The following is a 15,385-nucleotide window of genomic DNA, read 5'->3' as shown; positions in this document are numbered from 1 at the left end:
TAATCGTTTTCATTAACGCTTTCATTATAGCCCGGGGTGCCGGAACAGCTCAACGTACAATCTGAAGCTCTGTTTAGTTATTACAACAATTCGCTTGTTTGCCTCTATTGCAGTATTCCGGTGGAGATGAACAGAATCATATGCTCTTTGATCTTGTCCTGATCCAGCGGCTCATGGGATTTGTTCCATTCCGTGGTCAGAGCCAGATACATCCGCAGAATCATAAACGCCGCCACACTGGCATCGCAAGGCTTCACTTCTCCGCTCCCGATGGCCTCCTCAATCTGCTGCTGCAGGAAGTCCAGCGCATAGCCCTCCATCCGCTTCACGCCTTCGAGCGCCTGGGCCGTACCGATGTCCCGTACCTCCTGGGCCAGCTTCACGAACAGCTCATGGTCCAAGCGGAATTCCAGAATGGAATCCAGCAGATTAAGCAGCTTATGTACGAAGGAAGTTTGCTGCGCAGCCACACGGCTCATCACCGATGTTAATTCAGAGGTAGCCTTGTCCAGAATTTCCTCGAACAGTTCTTCCTTGGTTTTGAAAAAGGTATAGATCGTGCCTTTGCCCACATTGGCAATTCTGGATACCTGATCCATAGTCGTAGCTTTATAGCCAAATTGAACAAAGGACAGGGTTGCTGCCTGCAGGATTAATGCTTTACGGTCAATGGACATGGGTAACACTCCATTCTCTAGAATACAAATTGACTAGAATTTATTTCCGGTCATTAATTACCACCCAATTTACCACGCCACCGGGAAGAAGACAATATTTTCATCAAAATATCACCGGATTCGGCACTCCGCAAGCCGCTCTTCTGCACAAAATGTCACCAAATGAGTATCCATTGTCGTTCTTTCTGGGGTATGATAGTAAAGATGCAACCACGAAACTAATTGTATGGATGGTGGAATATGTCTGAAATCAAAAAAACATCTAAGAACAAAAAAAGCGTTGTAATTCTGGCTGCTCTAGTCGTTGTTATCGCTGCGGCTGTGGTAGTCTGGCTTACAATGGGTAACAAGAGTGAAGACAGCCCTGCTGCTACCGGAACCCCCGGCGCTACTGCCTCCAAAGACGGCGATACGAAGTCCCTGGAGCAGACGTTTTATATTTATGATACGGTTGTGAATATCAAGGTGTTCGGCGATACGGTGGAACAGAAGAATATGGACGACATTCAGGCTATGCTGGAACGGATGGATATCGAGTTCAGCCGCACCAAGACGAACGGGGAATTGTACGCGGTGAATCAAGCCGCCGGCAAAGAAGCCGTTGCTGTGTCTGATGAAACGCTGGATATTGTGAAGCTCTCCCTCAAATATGCTGAGGAAATGGACGGACTGTATGATCCGACGGTTGGCCCGCTTGTGGATCTATGGGCGATCGGCGAAGGCGGGGAGCATGTGCCTGACCAGGCGGCGATCGACAAGGCCCGGAGTCTGGTCAATTACAAGGATGTGATTGTCGATGAGGCTGCGAAGACGGTCAAGCTGGCCAAAGAAGGCATGGTGCTGGACATGGGCGGAATCGGCAAAGGCTATGCGGCTGACCGGATCGCCGACTATCTCAAGGCTCAGGGCCTGAACAGCGCAATGATCAATCTCGGCGGCAGCAGCATTATCGCCCTTGGCAACAAGCCGAACGGCTCCCAGTGGAATATCGGCCTGCAGGACCCCGATCAGAGCCGGGGCACCCAGCTGGGCACGATTAAGATTACCGATGAGGTCATTGATGCTTCCGGGGTGTATGAGCGCTTCTTCATGCAGGACGGAGTGCGTTACCACCATATCCTCGATCCGCGTACAGGCTTTCCTTCCCAGAACGGGCTGAAGAGTATCACCATCATGAGCCCCAACGCGACAGACGCGGACGCTCTTTCCACCGGTGTGTTCCTCATGGGCCTGGAAGAAGGCATGAAGTATCTCGAAGCGCTGCCGGAGAAGGTGGAGGCCTTCTTCATTACAGATGACAACAAGATCTATGCCACCTCTGAGCTGAAGAAACGGCTGAATCTGACCGATTCGACTTATAGCTTCGCTAATTAATAGTCTGTGGTGCGGGAGATGCGGAAACGTAGCGGATGAGGAGCTGAAGATAACCCGGCTCAACTTAGCCACGGATCTGGTAGCTTAACTATTATAGCTGATCCGATGAACAACAACAGTAAAAGGTGCCTTCCTTTGGCGGAGGGCACCTTTGTTTGTGTTACTGACTACCATCTACTGAAGGCCGCATTCACCAGCGGCCCCTCATTCCATTGCGTTCGGGTTATCGCATACATTTGGCCCGGTCGGTGTGATTCAAGCAGATTTTACTTTCAATTATCCGTTTCGCCAACTTCCGGGCGATTCAATGGGATTTTTCCCTTTAAATTGTCCGTTTCACCTACTTCAGTGCGATTTAATGGGATTTTTCCCTTTCAGCGCTCCAAAGAGAATGGGCCGCTGAAGCACCGGCCGGAAGCAAGGCTTCACACCAGCGGTAACGCACCGAACTCCTTATAATTCTTGAAAATATAGCTCGGCGTATGGTCCGTGCCCGGCTGCCGCTCGCGCGGATTGTACCAGCATACCTTCCAGCCTGCCGCCAGCGCGCCTACTACATCGTTGGCCCAGGTATCGCCCACATAAAGGCTGTTCTCCGGTGTAGTTCCCGTCACCCTGTTGACATGAGCGAAGATGGCCGGGTCCGGCTTCGCCAGACCGACAGCATCCGAGATGAAGATCATCTCCGGGGGAATGATCCGGTCGATGCCCAGCCCGCGCAGCTTGCCCATCTGGTGCTCCTGCGGGCCGTTGGTGATAATGCCTACCGGATGGCCCAGGCTAATGAACCGCTGAAGCTGCTCTGCTACGCCGTCAATCATCTCAATCGTGTACTGGCGGGCAATATAGGAGGCCTGTATCTGCACCGCCTGCTCCTGGTTGAGCGGCAACCCATATTCGGCAAAAGCCAGCTCCAGCCGCAGCACCCGCGTCTCCTCCAGCTCCATCTCCCCGCGCAGATACTTCGGCCACAGCAAGTCGCTGTGATGCCTTACCGTGTAGAACAGCTCCGCATAATCCAGCTTGTCCTCCTCAGGAGCCAGCACCTCACGTACGGCTTCCCTGAAAGGGATCAGGTGGTCATATAGTGTATCATCCAGATCAAAAAATACAGCCAGCTTACTGCTTGTCTCCACCACTATAACTCTCCTAACTATATCTTCAGAAATATAAATGATAAGTGAAAAAGCTCTCGTCCCGCTCATATCCATGGGCTTCATACAAACGCTGGGCACCGGTGTTGTCCATCATGGTGGACAGTGTCAGACCTTTGGCTCCTGTCCCCTGGGCGAAGCCCTTCACGCCTTCAAGCAGCAGTGAGCCCAGTCCCTGGCCCCGCTGCTCCTTCGTTACGAACAAATCGTTCAGAATCCATACCGGCTGGACCGTGATGGAAGAGAACGAGGGATAGAGCTGTGCCAGACCATACATCCTCCTGTCTTCACCCTCACCGGCAACAGCCATGAAAACAACAGACTCTCCGTTCTCCAGTCTTGCCTGCAGGAATTCCCTGGCGGCTTCCCTGTCCGGCTGCTGGCCGTAGAAGCTGCGGTATTCATCGAACAGCGGTACAAGCTCCTCCACATCCTCAAGACCTGCCCGTTCAAAACGATAATTCAACAAAGGTAATCCCCCTTATTCCCTGGAATCATAAAAGACATGACGGGCGGTAATCTTACCATCCTCAATGTCCATCAGGCCGAAGGAATATTGCTTCTCCCTGCGTTTGTCCGTGGGCGATCCGGGGTTAAACAGCAGAATCCCGTTCTCCCGGCGCATCAGCGGCTGATGGGAATGCCCGAAGAGAATGCAATCTACGTCCTGGCCTTCAAAAGCGAGCAGCGCATTACCGTCCGTCCCTTTGCGGGAATACGGAGCGTGTCCGTGAATCATTCCGATGCGCATGCCTTCAAGCGTAAGGATCTTGCTCTCGCCGAAGCGCTCAATAATCTCATAGCCATCGTTGTTCCCGGCAATCCCCTCTACCGGAGCAAGCTCGGCGAGCATATCGTAAATCTCCGGCGACACCCAGTCGCCCAAATGCAGAATGATATCCACCTGGCGAAATTCCTTCATAAGCACGGACGGCAGCCCCTTGGCCCGGCTTGAGAGATGTGTATCCGATACCACTCCAATCTTCATCTGCATTCTCCTCCTTATTCAAAATGGCTAAGAAGCGCGGTAAAATGCGATCCCCAGCCATTTTTATGTTCAAATCCAAGTTTACGTTCTATCATTGTACGATGCCCTGAAGAGGGAATGCAAATTGAAGCTTCAGGGCACCGCGATCTGATCCTTTAGCCATTTTCATATATAGCGATCCTCACTCCGTCCAGTTCCAGAGCCGTACTTCCCCTACCTGGAGGTGGCTTACCCACGAAGCCTCGCGCAGCTTCAGCAACTCCTTGACCGGTCCAGTGACAACGGCTCCGTAGAGCTTGACCCCGTTCTGCTCCAGATAGGCCACGGAGGTGTCTAACTGTTCGATATACACCGCTTTGCCCGCGAGTGTCTGATGCTGCTGCAGCAGCTTAAGGGTCTTGATGAAATTGGCATCTCGTAGTTCTCCGCTCCCGTATGCCTCAACGGAAGGCGACACACTGCTGTAGGAGGATACGGAGCTGAACCAGCCTGTTTTTTCCTTGGTGACCTCTGATCTCTTCATATCATCCTTATGCCAGATAGGATAATAGGGGAAGCCAAGCGGATATACAACCACATCGTCATTCCTCGTTGAAGGTCCGGTATCGGCACCGAACCAGACAGGCTGAAGGTTCAGCGGCTCCAGCTGCTTCAGGAGTTCATCTGTGGTATATAAATGGCCGAGTGACAGATACGCCTCAGCAACCGTACCTTCAGGAAGCTTCGCAAGCCTCTTCCACTGGTCATTATCATCCCCTCCAACGGCGCCGCCCTTCGCAGACGGATAATAGAACACTTTTCCAGACCCGTTCCGCTCATCCATCCAATTATATATACCATTATTGGCCAGTCCCAGAAGGAAATTCTGTGAATAATTACCGACCTGAATGCTCTCGCTGCCCACCTGCTTCAGCATATTCCCGGATAACTCCATCCGGAAAAAATAATGTGCATCCGATGACAGCCGCACCGTGGTGTTGGGGCGGGTAACGGCAATCGCTGATTCTACCACATCACGGTAAGTGTCACCCCGGTCTCCGGTGTTGTAGAAGACTACTGTGATAATACTGCTAATGACCGTAAAGATCAGGAACGCCGAAAATACAGTAAGTGTATTGTTAATCCGCGCCTTCCATTTGCCCCGGCGAATAATGGACTTCTCTCTTCGCTTCTTTTTCGCCTTCTTGAACCCTGGTGCTGCGCTTCCTTGCGGGTCCGTCTTGGTCCAACTCCCGGTGACCTGCCCGTCCTGCTCCTCCCGTTCCATCTGCTCCTCCAGATACAACTGATACGCTTCAAGCTTCGCCAGCTCACTCTCCAGCTCCTCACGCTCTTCCTCCGGGAGGGTACCCTCGCTGTATTGGCGCAACTTCTCTTTGAATTCCTCACTCATGCTCGTTCCTCCTCCGATCCGCCTCACGCAGCTTCTGCCTGGCGCGGAATATGAGTATCTTGTATTGGGACAAGCCCACCTCCATAATGCCAGCAGCTTCCTTATAGCTCAGCCCGTGCACATCGTGCAGCAGCAGGGCATGGCGCTGCCCCTCCGGCAACAGGCTAAGCGCCCGCGCCGCTTCCTCCCACCGTTCCTGCCTGAGCAAGGTGCCCTCCGTAGTCTCCGGGTGGGGCAGGCTGCTGAAATATGCGCCTTCCTTCGCCACGCTCCGCTTCTCTTTGCGCTTATAATCCACGAATGCATTATATGCGACCCGGAACAGCCACGGCTTAACCCGTTCCTCCCGGCAATCCTCCAGATACAGATACGCCCGGTAAAAGGTATCCTGCATCAAATCTTCAGCCGCATGATGGTCCTGGCAGAGGGAGCGCAGATAGCGGTAGATGTCGTCAACATATTGTTCATATAGTTCATCCAGCGAATTTGGCTCCATCTCCTCCCCCCTTACTCCATCCACGTATGAGAATGCGAAAAGTTACACCTCTGTACGAAATTTCCTGAAATCATCCATTTTGTTCGCAAGCAAAGTCCATCTTCCCCGGAGGCGGTGGTGCGGGATCCGCTAGGGTGCAATGGGCCGAGATGCGATGGTGCAGGGGGCGACGTGCAGGGGGCGCGATGTGCAGGGGGCCATGTGCGGGGGTGCGAACCCCGCCACTCCCGTTGCGGACTGGAGATCCCTTATTTGGCCGGAACACAGCATTTCGCATGCCTGGCGGACTCAGATGCCGTTAAGCCCCCTCTCCGGCCTCCGTTTACGCTCCACAATACAATATAGGGGCTCCTGAGTCCGATACGAGCAGAAAAGCCGTCTTTTTCGCCAAATAACGTCCTCTGTGTCCGCATAACTCCCCAGATGACCCCAAAAACTCTAATTTGTAAACACCGAAGGCTAGCAGCCAGCAACGGCGGAGGAGCTCAAATTCAGCACAAAGGGAGCCTCCCGGCCCCCTGTATGCTAACTCTGGCGATTCATTCCCCAGCCTCATTCGCGCTGGCAGCCTGCTCTCCACGTATTTTACTCAATAAAAGCCGATGCTGGACGATGCATCCTTCATCCATTCCCGTTTGCGGCCCTTGTCCAGCTCGCCGCGCATGCCGCGCACAAGAAGCTCCACATCTGCCGTGCCGTTCTCATGCCATTCCAGTGCAGCACTGACATACAGCTCACCGAGCTGGGTCAGGGAGAAATCCCCGGTCAGACGCGCAGCAGTGGCCGTGCCTTCCTCACCGGCGAAGGCGGAGAAGCCGCGCAGCTGCAGATATTCAAGGCGCAACGCCTCGCTTGGCATCTTGATCTCATAGGCCCGGTCGAAGCGCCCGGCGCGGTTCATGAGACCCGGGTCGATTTTGTCAGGGTAATTGGTCGTGCCGATCAGGAAGATCCCCTCCTTGGAGGTGGCCCCGTCCAGCGTGTTGAGGAAGAAGGAGCGTACCTCCTGCGGCATGGAGTCGATGTCCTCAATCACGAGCACCATCGGCGCCAGCCGGGCCGCAGCCTCGAACACCTCATTCACCGATTCGCTGCTCGTATACTCCGTAATCTGCCAATAGAGCACCGGTCCCGGCACGCTTCCGGCAATGGATTTGACCAGGGTGGTCTTGCCGTTGCCCGGATGCCCGTAGAGCAGAATTCCCCGCTTGTACGGGATATCATAGGTCACATAGAAGCTCCGGTCGCTATCGAAGAACTGGTCGAGCGAGCGGTAGATCTCTTTTTTGATACCGGCGTCCAAAATCACCTCTTCACGCCTAACCGCACGCGTAATCGGCTCATCCTCACGGGAAATCCCGTTCCGCCGGTCGGTAAACACCGTCACCTTGTTGATATTCTGCTCCCGCTGACGCTTGCGCACATTACCAAGGAAGAACTGCAGCTGCTGATCCGATGCGGCAAATACATAATCCTGAAAGTTAATCCCGTTCTCCTGGAACACGGGGACCCGCGCCAGCGCAATGCCCATCGCCGGATAAGCGAGCACATTATTGCGGACCGACAGATGGATATGGTACTCCGGCTGCTCCTTCTCATCATCGAACACGAAGGTCCGGTCCTCCAGACGGTCAAAAATCCGCGCCACATGCTCCACCCCGGCATTCCCGCTCTGCACATCGTTCTCCAGCAGCTTCCAGTATTCGCTATTGGGATCATCGCTGGCATACAGCTCGTAACGGACACCGTACCGGGTGTAGAGGGCTTCAAGGATACCGTCCACCAGGCGGGCATACACATCGTAGCCTTTGATAATGCCGGCTCTCTCTTCATCATATTCATAGATTACAGCCGGTTTCTTGTTCTCCTGCTCCATCCTTATTTCGTCCCCTTTATCGCTGCGAGCGGCTTGCATTTGGCCACAACGGCAGCCAGGCCGGCCCCCGTAACGCTTTCTATGATCTCATCTACATTCTTATAGGCTTGGGGGGATTCGTCAATGATAGATTCCAGGGAATGCTGGTTCACGACAATCTCGTCTTCCGTTCCCACCTTCATCGACCGGGAGAATTCCTGGACACTCACGAGCCGCTTCGTGGCCGAGCGGGAGCGGATACGTCCTGCACCATGGCAGATGGAATAATAATTCTCTTCCCCTCCGGGCTGGCCGACCATGATATAAGAGGCCGTACCCATCGAGCCGGGAATCAGCGCCGGATGTCCGGTCCCCGCATAAGGGCGCGGATTATCCGCATGCTCCGCAGGCAACGCTCGGGTAGCCCCTTTACGGTGTACGAACTTGCTGCCTGAGGAAGTCTTCTCTTCCCAGGCGTAATTGTGCATCAGATCGTAAAGGGTGCGCAGCTCGCACTTCGTGCCGAAGACGTCACGGAAACCCTCACGGACTCCATAAGCGATCAGGTGACGGTTCACCACCGCATAGTTCAGTGCCGAGTACATCAGATTAACATAGCGCTGCGCCTGCGGATGCGCCAGAGGCGCATAGATCAAGCGCGGGTCGGCGCTGCCCAGCCCCAGCTGGCCCATGACCTTGGCGAAGGCCGGGGTACAGAATTGATTGACCATGCCGCCCCAGGCCCGTGAGCCGGAGTGGATCATGACGACAATCTGCCCGTCCTTCAGCCCCCAGGCTTCCGCCACCTCCCGTTGCTCCTCTGCGATCTCAATCGCCTGAATCTCCACGAAATGGTTGCCGCCGCCAAGAGTTCCGAGCTGGCGGTGGCCCCGGTGCCAGGCCATGTCCGGCAGCTCATTCAGAATCTCTTCGTCGAAGCCCAGCTTGCTGATCTCCACGTGGGAAAGCGCACTTGATTTCTTCGGCGTATAACTGTCCGGGATATATTTGTTCGGCAGGCCGTGCAGTCCCTTGCGTACGATATTCTCCAGCCGGATATCGCTGTAGTGGCCGCGCTGCTGGGCCTCCATCGGCAGATACCGCTCAATGGCCCGGACCAGCTTGCGGCGCAGCTTCACTTCTCGCAGATCATCCACGTGCAGGTTGGTCAGATGCACGCGCATCCCGCAGCCGATGTCGCTGCCCACAATGGACGGCGACACATAGCCTGATTCGGCATCCCAGACAGCCGTAGTGCCGATACAGGTTCCGACACCTACATGTACATCCGGGGTATAGCTCATATATTCGATATTTGGTATCTGAAGATTGTTATTAGCCATCTCCAAGACCTTGTAATCCAGCGTGCCGAATAATTGCTCACTGGCGTAGATTTTGAGGTCGCCGCCCGGAAGGGCCACCTCATGTTTATAGCGGGACATCTCTTCCGCTTGTTGCTTCATGCTATTCATATCTATTTTCATTTCCTCTCAGGTTGGGTTTCCAGGTACACAAAAAAGAGCCGCAGACCAGTTCTGATCATGCGGCTCCCGGCGCGCTAAGTGCAGCTTCCCGTTGAAGCTTGCACCCGTTCAAAGCACACCTGTATTCAGTTCAGACATCAGCAGCAATACCCTGCGCATTATGTCTTCCGGACGAAGGCGATGAGATCAGATCGTACATATGCGGTTGTCAGGTGATCCTGCTGTCTGTTCCGTTCATTTGTTCCAATCATGATCCATCAGCCTCCCTTCTCTAAATGATAAACCCAATAATATATGGCCTTGCAGCAGATTGTCAACCCTTATTCTGGTAAAAAATTATTTTACTTAAATTTGGACCAGTCCTGATTGCTGTTCTCCAGCAGATGGCCGAAATCATTCTCCAGCCGCTTCTGCTCGGCCTTGCGCTTATCCTCGGCTGCCTTTAGGACAGCCTCCTTCTTGTCCCGTTCTTCTGCCTTGAGCGCATCGGACTGCGCCTTTAGCTTCTCCAGAACCTCGCCGCTCAGCATATCCTTCAGGGTTGCCGGAGCATCCGTTGCCGCAGGGCGCGGGGCCGGTGTGTTCTTCTTCTTTTTTGCCATGGGAATCATCCTTTCATGCGCCTATAATCCTTCAAATTTGTTTTAGGCACAGGTCTTTTCGTTTATAATGTACAGTAAGAGGTGAGCCTAATGAAATCCACAGAGTTATGTCCAAGATTACAAAAAAGCATGGATATTATCGGCAGACGCTGGACGGGCTTAATCATCTATCAGCTTTTGCAGGGTCCCCAGCGCTTCGGGGAAATTGAGTCCTCGCTGCCTGTCAGCGGCCGGCTGCTGTCCGAACGGCTGAAGGAGCTGGAGCAGGAAGGCATCGTGCTGCGCGAGGTATTCCCTGAGACCCCCGTCCGCATCCAGTATTCGCTTACAGGCAAAGGCCGGGCGCTGGAATCCGTCATCCGCGATCTCCAGGTCTGGTCGGAATCCTGGATTACGGAAGAGGAATGCCGTTCCGCCTTCAGCGCTCCTCCGCAACCTCAATAAGGCCTGTCGATTTATATATTTACAGCTTGCGGCCGATGATGACCAGATCGCGCGGGATGCCGTCTAGCACCGCGACTCCCGGCAAAAGCCCCCATTCTTTGAATTCGAACTTCCGCAGCAAGGCGAGGCTGGGCTCGTTATGGCCGAATACGAACCCGACCAGATTCTGCAGCCCAAGGCGCGGACATTCCTCCACCGCCTTGGCCAGCAGAATACTTCCCGCACCGCTGCCGCGGAATTTCTCATTTACATAGACACTAATCTCTGCTGTTCCATTGTAAGCCGGACGTCCGTAGAACGACTGGAAGCTGAACCAGGCGGCGATCTCGCCGCCCTGTCTCAGTACCCACAGCGGCCGGTGATGGCTGCTATGCTCATGGAACCATCCCACCCGCTCCTCCACGCTAACCGGTTCAAGATCCGCAGTTACCACTCTTCCGGCAACCGTTGAATTATAGATCTCCACAATTGCTCCCAAATCCTCAATTCGTGCATCCTCTATGTTATAAGCCTGCCATTCCATGCTCTATTTCCTCCTAATTGTGGTATAAGCACTGTACATTAATTATACTCCAAGCCGATCATATTACGCAGTAGCTCTACAGTTGCAGCAATGCTGAAGCAACCCTACTGAAACCACATTACTCAAGTCCCGTCTGCTCCAGACTCCACCTCCATAATCGTGCAGCCGCTTCTGCATCCTCTGCCCGTGGCGTCAGTTCCTTGATCTTGCGCCGGTAATAGTACTGTCCGCTTACCCCGTCCAGCTCCGGTGCAGTCGCCAGATAGATGGCCGTATCCGCCCCCTGCTCTGGAGTGAGGAAGAAGTAGGACACCAGATTCAGAACCCGGCGTCCGAAGCCCGTCTCCCGGTTCACGCCGATGCTCGTTCCCACTGCACCCGGATGCAGGCTGTTCACCGTCACCTGCGTTCCCTTCAGGTGCGCAGCCAGCTCACGGGTGAAGAGAATATTCGCCAGCTTGGAGCGGCCGTACGCTTTGGCCGGATTGAAGCCGCGCGACAGCGTATGATCCTCCAGATAGAGCTTGCCGATCTTATACGCTCCCGATGCCACGACAACAATCCGCCCCTGTTCAGCAGCCTTGAGGTTATCCAGCAGCAGGTGGGTCAGCAGAAAGTGCCCCAGATGATTCACGCCCAGATCCAGCTCGTAGCCATCTGCTGTCAGCTCACGCTTCAGCGCTACCACCCCTGCGTTATTGATCAGAACATCCAGCACAGGATATTCGGCAGTGAACGCCCCGGCAAAAGCGCGAATGCTATCGAAGGAAGCGAGATCGCACAGCATCAGCCGGATCTGGCTGGAGCCGCTCTGCCGCACCGCTTCGGCAAGAGCCTCTTCCCCCCGCTTAAGGCTGCGGCAGGCCATAATGACAGTTGCTCCCCTGCGGGCCATTTCCACGGTTGTAGCCAGCCCCATCCCGGAGTTTGCACCGGTGACCAGCACCGTTTTTCCTTGCATGGACATCTTCCCCCTCTCCTGCATATAGGTCCTATAGGCAATTGTAGCGGCCTGGCCTAATCCGAGTAAGTATATGCTAGTTAAGGTTATGTTACATCATTTCAGAGGGTTAACATAGTCAAAAAACGGCCATTCTTCACTTCCAGTCCGGACGCAGCGCAATCAGCCGGTCATCCTGCGCCTGCGGATCTCCTCTGCCGTCGCGGTTGTTGGTCATAAGGTACAGAGTACCATCCGGCCCTTCCGCCACATTACGGATTCGCCCGTACTTTTCCTTGAACAGGCTGGTAATGGAAGGCGTTCCGCCCGCAGGCGGCAGCGATACCCTTAGGAGCTGCTGTCCGGCCAGACTTGCAACCAGCAGCTCACCGGCCCAGGGTCCCTGCGTAATGAAGGTCATTCCTGACGGAGCCCAGGTCTCCTCTCCGCTGTGGACCAGCGGAGTCACCAGCTTCGGCTGGCCGTCTCCGGTCTCATCGCCTTCGATCAGCGGCCAGCCATAATTGGCTCCGGCCTTGATGAGATTCAGCTCATCATGATTGGACTGCCCATGCTCGGAGCTGTAGAGCGACCCGCTCTCCGGCTGCCAGGCCAGCCCCTGGGCATTGCGGTGACCCATGCTGTAGACCGGCGATCCGGGCCACGGGTTGTCTTCGGGGATGGAGCCGCTGGTCGTAATCCGCAGGATTTTGCCGCCCAGATTATCCTTGTCCTGCGCCAGCTCCGGCTCATAGCGGTCACCTGTGGTGATGTACAAATTCCCGTCCGGCCCGATCTTGATCCGTCCGCCGTTATGATTGTTGTCGCCAGGTATTTGATCCAGCAGAACCCGGCTGATCTCTGCTGAGCTGCTTCCAATCTGAAGCTGCAGCACCCGGTTCGCCGGTTCGCCCTCTTCGGTACGGTATGTGTGATAGACATAAGCCCGTCCATTCTGCTCAAAATCAGAATCCAGCGCAAGCCCCAAGAGCCCGCCTTCTCCCTTGCTGACAAAAGGATCCGAGAGCTTCAGCAGCGGAGCATCGCGCAGCTTGCCGTTCTCCATGACACGCAGGCTGCCGGAACGCTCTGTAATGAAAATTCGTCCATCCGCTGCAAACGCCATCTCCCAGGGAACCTCCAGTCCGCTGGCTAAAGTCTCAGCAGTATAGGGGAAATCCGGGGATACACCCGGAGCTTCATCAGGCTGGGCGTTGACCGGCGGACTGCCTTCTGCCCCATTCTCCTGCAGACTATCCTCCTGTGCAGCAGAAGTGCAGGCTGACAGCAACGTCATCAGCAAGACCAGTGTTACACGCAGCAGACAGGTCCGGGAGAGTAACCTTATTTTTGATCCATTCATATTCCTAACCTCCTTCAAGTATTATCAGATCCTGATTGTGGCAACTATTACCCTGTGCTTCTCTTCCTCAAACGACTGAGGCTGCAGTGATAACGGGAGGTGCAGCATCCATTTTTATGAATTATAATGGGAACATTGCTGTTCAAGCGTGTAGATGAAAGGGGAACTAATGAAATGAATGCAGCTCTGCAACAACTGGAGCAGGACATGGCAGCCGCAAGCCTGGATGCCCTGCTCGTAACCGATCCCAAGCATGTGTACTATTTGACGGGCTTTGCCAGCAACCCGCATGAACGTTTTCTGGGCCTGCTGCTGATCCGGGGCGAGAACCCGGTGCTGATCGTTCCGGCGCTGGACGCCGAAGCCGCGCATGCCGCCTCCTCGGTGAAGACGATTCTGACACACAGTGACACGGACAACCCGTACGCTCTGCTGAAGTCACGCTTCGGCAATGTTAGTCCGGGCAGCATCGGCATCGAGAAGGAACACTTCTCCGTCAGCCGGTATGAACTCCTCGCAGAAGCGGTCGCCGCCGGTTCCTACCAGGATATCGGCCATCTGCTACGGGCGATGCGCGCGGTCAAGACCCCGGAGGAAGTGCGCATCATGCAGCATGCCGCCGAGCTGGTGGAGGAGGTTCTCCGTCAGGGTCTGGCGCATGTCAAAGCCGGCGTCAGCGAGATTGAACTGGTAGCGGAGCTGGAGTATCTGATGAAAAAAACCGGTGCCTCCGGCCCCTCCTTCGACACGATGGTGCTGTCCGGTCCGAAAACGGCCCTCCCACACGGCGTACCGGGCGAACGCCTTATTCAGCCGGGCGATCTGCTTATGTTCGACCTCGGTGTGTATGCCGGAGGCTACGCTTCCGATATTACCCGCACCTTCGCTGTAGGTGAAGTGGACAGCAGACTGCGTGATATATATAGTGCTGTGCTTGCTGCCAATGAAGCGGGCATTGCCGCCTCCGTGGCCGGAGCGTCCTTCGGTTCTGTCGACAAAGCGGCACGTGATGTCATTGACGCCGCAGGTTACGGAGAGTACTTCATGCACCGTGTCGGACACGGGCTGGGCATGGACACCCATGAATATCCTTCGCTGCACGGGCTGAATACGGATATTATCCAGAACGGCAACGTCTTCACCGTAGAGCCGGGAATTTATGTGCCGGGTCTCGGCGGTGTGCGCATTGAGGACGATGTGCTGGTCACCGCCGAAGGTCCGCAGACGCTGACCCGCTTCCCCAAAGAATGGACAGTGCTTAACCTGTAATTCTGCTGAGCGTTCAGGAAGCTTCAAGTTAGTTCGCGAGTCCGCTATACATCACGGCACACAAAAGCCCCAGTCTCCCGATCTTCGGGGCTGGGGCTTTATAATGGGGAGACTTACTCCCGGATAACAGGCTTCTGCTCTTCTTCGGCGAATTTGAAGGAACGGCCCAGATACAGCACCGGCGTGCCGGCGGCCGTGAGGATGAACTTGGACAGGTAGGTGGTCAGCAGAATCTCGGTCCACACCTTCATGTCATAGGTTCCGGCAAAAGCAATCGTGCAGAAGATCAGCGTATCGACAAAGGAGCTGATCATCGTGCTGCCGTTCGAGCGAATCCATAGCTGCTTAGAGCTGCCGTAATATTTTCGTATCCAGGCGTAGAGCCGTACATCCAGGAACTGGCTGATAAAATAAGCGGTCAGACTGCCCAGCGCCAGTCTCGGCATCAGGCCGAATATCGTCTGCAGCGCGGATTGGGCAATGTCCGTCTCCTGCGGCTTGAACACCAGCACCATCTGCATAATGACGGTCGTCATCAGCAGCGTGAAGAAGCCGAACCATACAGCGCTCCGCGCTTCAGCCCGGCCATACCGCTCATTGAGCAGGTCACTGGTCATATAGAGTGTGACATACATCGTATTGCCCAGCGTCATCACGATATCGAACGGCATCGCAATCGTCTTGGCGACCTGGATATTAGCGACTACGGTCGCCATGCCGACCCAGGCGTAGAGCCCTTTTTTACCGAATAAGCGGTAGCACAGCAGAAAAAACACAAAATTAACGACAACAAAACAAACGCCCCACAACAAATTAAACATAA

16 protein-coding genes are annotated in these 15,385 nt (G+C 54.7%); 3 read left to right on the top strand and 13 right to left on the bottom strand.

All coding sequences use genetic code 11. The features are described from left to right. Window positions 1-104: 104 nt before the first annotated feature. On the bottom strand, window positions 105-677 hold the full coding sequence (locus tag MKY12_RS04990; protein WP_076081854.1) for a TetR/AcrR family transcriptional regulator: 573 nt from the start codon (window positions 675-677) through the stop codon (window positions 105-107). A gap of 240 nt (window positions 678-917) precedes the next feature. On the opposite strand from MKY12_RS04990, the gene MKY12_RS04985 reads away from it, so the two are divergent. Beyond that, the gene (locus MKY12_RS04985) at window positions 918-2,051 is read left to right on the top strand and encodes an FAD:protein FMN transferase (protein WP_339254318.1); all 1,134 of its coding nucleotides are present in this window, start codon (window positions 918-920) and stop codon (window positions 2,049-2,051) included. 425 nt (window positions 2,052-2,476) lie between these two features. Here MKY12_RS04985 and MKY12_RS04980 read toward each other — a convergent pair whose 3' ends face one another. The 8 genes from MKY12_RS04980 to MKY12_RS04945 form a co-directional block, all read right to left on the bottom strand. Further along, window positions 2,477-3,187: an HAD family hydrolase gene (locus tag MKY12_RS04980; RefSeq protein ID WP_339254317.1), complete on the bottom strand. Its 711-nt coding sequence runs from the start codon at window positions 3,185-3,187 to the stop codon at window positions 2,477-2,479. Between the two features lie 25 nt (window positions 3,188-3,212). Continuing rightward, entirely contained in the window at window positions 3,213-3,674 is a 462-nt protein-coding gene (locus MKY12_RS04975; RefSeq protein WP_339313093.1) for a GNAT family N-acetyltransferase, read from the bottom strand. Between the two features lie 12 nt (window positions 3,675-3,686). Beyond that, window positions 3,687-4,193 (bottom strand): metallophosphoesterase, encoded by a 507-nt coding sequence (locus MKY12_RS04970; RefSeq protein ID WP_036727618.1) that lies wholly within the window; start codon window positions 4,191-4,193, stop codon window positions 3,687-3,689. Between the two features lie 181 nt (window positions 4,194-4,374). Continuing rightward, a complete protein-coding gene (locus MKY12_RS04965) occupies window positions 4,375-5,586 on the bottom strand; it encodes an anti-sigma factor (protein ID WP_339313092.1) in 1,212 nt (403 codons plus the stop codon). Beyond that, entirely contained in the window at window positions 5,579-6,082 is a 504-nt protein-coding gene (locus tag MKY12_RS04960) for a sigma-70 family RNA polymerase sigma factor (protein ID WP_339254311.1), read from the bottom strand. The genes MKY12_RS04965 and MKY12_RS04960 overlap by 8 nt, the downstream gene beginning before the upstream one ends. Before the next feature lie 589 nt (window positions 6,083-6,671). Further along, on the bottom strand, window positions 6,672-7,958 hold the full coding sequence (locus MKY12_RS04955; RefSeq protein ID WP_036727614.1) for an AAA family ATPase: 1,287 nt from the start codon (window positions 7,956-7,958) through the stop codon (window positions 6,672-6,674). A 2-nt stretch (window positions 7,959-7,960) separates the two neighbouring features. Continuing rightward, window positions 7,961-9,400 carry an RtcB family protein gene (locus MKY12_RS04950; RefSeq protein ID WP_339254309.1) on the bottom strand — a complete coding sequence of 480 codons (1,440 nt, stop codon included), beginning with the start codon at window positions 9,398-9,400 and terminating at the stop codon, window positions 7,961-7,963. Between the two features lie 362 nt (window positions 9,401-9,762). Further along, a complete protein-coding gene (locus MKY12_RS04945) occupies window positions 9,763-10,023 on the bottom strand; it encodes a YqkE family protein (protein ID WP_036727612.1) in 261 nt (86 codons plus the stop codon). A 90-nt stretch (window positions 10,024-10,113) separates the two neighbouring features. On the opposite strand from MKY12_RS04945, the gene MKY12_RS04940 reads away from it, so the two are divergent. Then, window positions 10,114-10,467 (top strand): helix-turn-helix domain-containing protein, encoded by a 354-nt coding sequence (locus tag MKY12_RS04940; RefSeq protein WP_036727611.1) that lies wholly within the window; start codon window positions 10,114-10,116, stop codon window positions 10,465-10,467. A gap of 19 nt (window positions 10,468-10,486) precedes the next feature. Here MKY12_RS04940 and MKY12_RS04935 read toward each other — a convergent pair whose 3' ends face one another. The 3 genes from MKY12_RS04935 to MKY12_RS04925 all read right to left on the bottom strand — a co-directional run bounded on the left by MKY12_RS04935 (window position 10,487) and on the right by MKY12_RS04925 (window position 13,293). Continuing rightward, window positions 10,487-10,990, bottom strand: a complete 504-nt coding sequence (locus MKY12_RS04935; protein ID WP_209876604.1) for a GNAT family N-acetyltransferase — start codon at window positions 10,988-10,990, stop codon at window positions 10,487-10,489. 118 nt (window positions 10,991-11,108) lie between these two features. Continuing rightward, window positions 11,109-11,951 (bottom strand): SDR family oxidoreductase, encoded by an 843-nt coding sequence (locus MKY12_RS04930; protein ID WP_339314785.1) that lies wholly within the window; start codon window positions 11,949-11,951, stop codon window positions 11,109-11,111. Between the two features lie 136 nt (window positions 11,952-12,087). Beyond that, window positions 12,088-13,293: a PQQ-dependent sugar dehydrogenase gene (locus tag MKY12_RS04925; protein ID WP_339313091.1), complete on the bottom strand. Its 1,206-nt coding sequence runs from the start codon at window positions 13,291-13,293 to the stop codon at window positions 12,088-12,090. A gap of 174 nt (window positions 13,294-13,467) precedes the next feature. Between MKY12_RS04925 and MKY12_RS04920 the strand changes: the two genes are divergently transcribed. Continuing rightward, complete coding sequence (locus MKY12_RS04920) at window positions 13,468-14,562, top strand: Xaa-Pro peptidase family protein (protein WP_339313090.1); 1,095 nt, start codon at window positions 13,468-13,470, stop codon at window positions 14,560-14,562. 113 nt (window positions 14,563-14,675) lie between these two features. Here the strand turns inward: MKY12_RS04920 and MKY12_RS04915 are convergent, their stop codons facing one another. Further along, window positions 14,676-15,383 carry a queuosine precursor transporter gene (locus MKY12_RS04915; RefSeq protein WP_339313089.1) on the bottom strand — a complete coding sequence of 236 codons (708 nt, stop codon included), beginning with the start codon at window positions 15,381-15,383 and terminating at the stop codon, window positions 14,676-14,678. Window positions 15,384-15,385 lie beyond the last annotated feature (2 nt).

Source organism: Paenibacillus sp. FSL M7-0896 (assembly GCF_037975415.1).
GTDB lineage: Bacteria > Bacillota > Bacilli > Paenibacillales > Paenibacillaceae > Paenibacillus_AQ > Paenibacillus_AQ silagei.
The sequence above is the reverse complement of the archived record's forward strand: the minus strand, read 5'-3'. Positions and strand labels throughout refer to the sequence as shown.

Excerpts from the sequence above, each read along its gene's own strand:
- MKY12_RS04990 (WP_076081854.1), bottom strand. The coding sequence starts at position 677 with ATGTCCATTGACCGTAAAGCATTAATCCTGCAGGCAGCAACCCTGTCC.
- MKY12_RS04985 (WP_339254318.1), top strand. The coding sequence starts at position 918 with ATGTCTGAAATCAAAAAAACATCTAAGAACAAAAAAAGCGTTGTAATT.
- MKY12_RS04970 (WP_036727618.1), bottom strand. The coding sequence starts at position 4,193 with ATGAAGATTGGAGTGGTATCGGATACACATCTCTCAAGCCGGGCCAAG.
- MKY12_RS04965 (WP_339313092.1), bottom strand. The coding sequence starts at position 5,586 with ATGAGTGAGGAATTCAAAGAGAAGTTGCGCCAATACAGCGAGGGTACC.
- MKY12_RS04960 (WP_339254311.1), bottom strand. The coding sequence starts at position 6,082 with ATGGAGCCAAATTCGCTGGATGAACTATATGAACAATATGTTGACGAC.
- MKY12_RS04955 (WP_036727614.1), bottom strand. The coding sequence starts at position 7,958 with ATGGAGCAGGAGAACAAGAAACCGGCTGTAATCTATGAATATGATGAA.
- MKY12_RS04950 (WP_339254309.1), bottom strand. The coding sequence starts at position 9,400 with ATGAAGCAACAAGCGGAAGAGATGTCCCGCTATAAACATGAGGTGGCC.
- MKY12_RS04945 (WP_036727612.1), bottom strand. The coding sequence starts at position 10,023 with ATGGCAAAAAAGAAGAAGAACACACCGGCCCCGCGCCCTGCGGCAACG.
- MKY12_RS04940 (WP_036727611.1), top strand. The coding sequence starts at position 10,114 with ATGAAATCCACAGAGTTATGTCCAAGATTACAAAAAAGCATGGATATT.
- MKY12_RS04935 (WP_209876604.1), bottom strand. The coding sequence starts at position 10,990 with ATGGAATGGCAGGCTTATAACATAGAGGATGCACGAATTGAGGATTTG.
- MKY12_RS04930 (WP_339314785.1), bottom strand. The coding sequence starts at position 11,951 with ATGCAAGGAAAAACGGTGCTGGTCACCGGTGCAAACTCCGGGATGGGG.
- MKY12_RS04925 (WP_339313091.1), bottom strand. The coding sequence starts at position 13,293 with ATGAATGGATCAAAAATAAGGTTACTCTCCCGGACCTGTCTGCTGCGT.
- MKY12_RS04920 (WP_339313090.1), top strand. The coding sequence starts at position 13,468 with ATGAATGCAGCTCTGCAACAACTGGAGCAGGACATGGCAGCCGCAAGC.
- MKY12_RS04915 (WP_339313089.1), bottom strand. The coding sequence starts at position 15,383 with ATGTTTAATTTGTTGTGGGGCGTTTGTTTTGTTGTCGTTAATTTTGTG.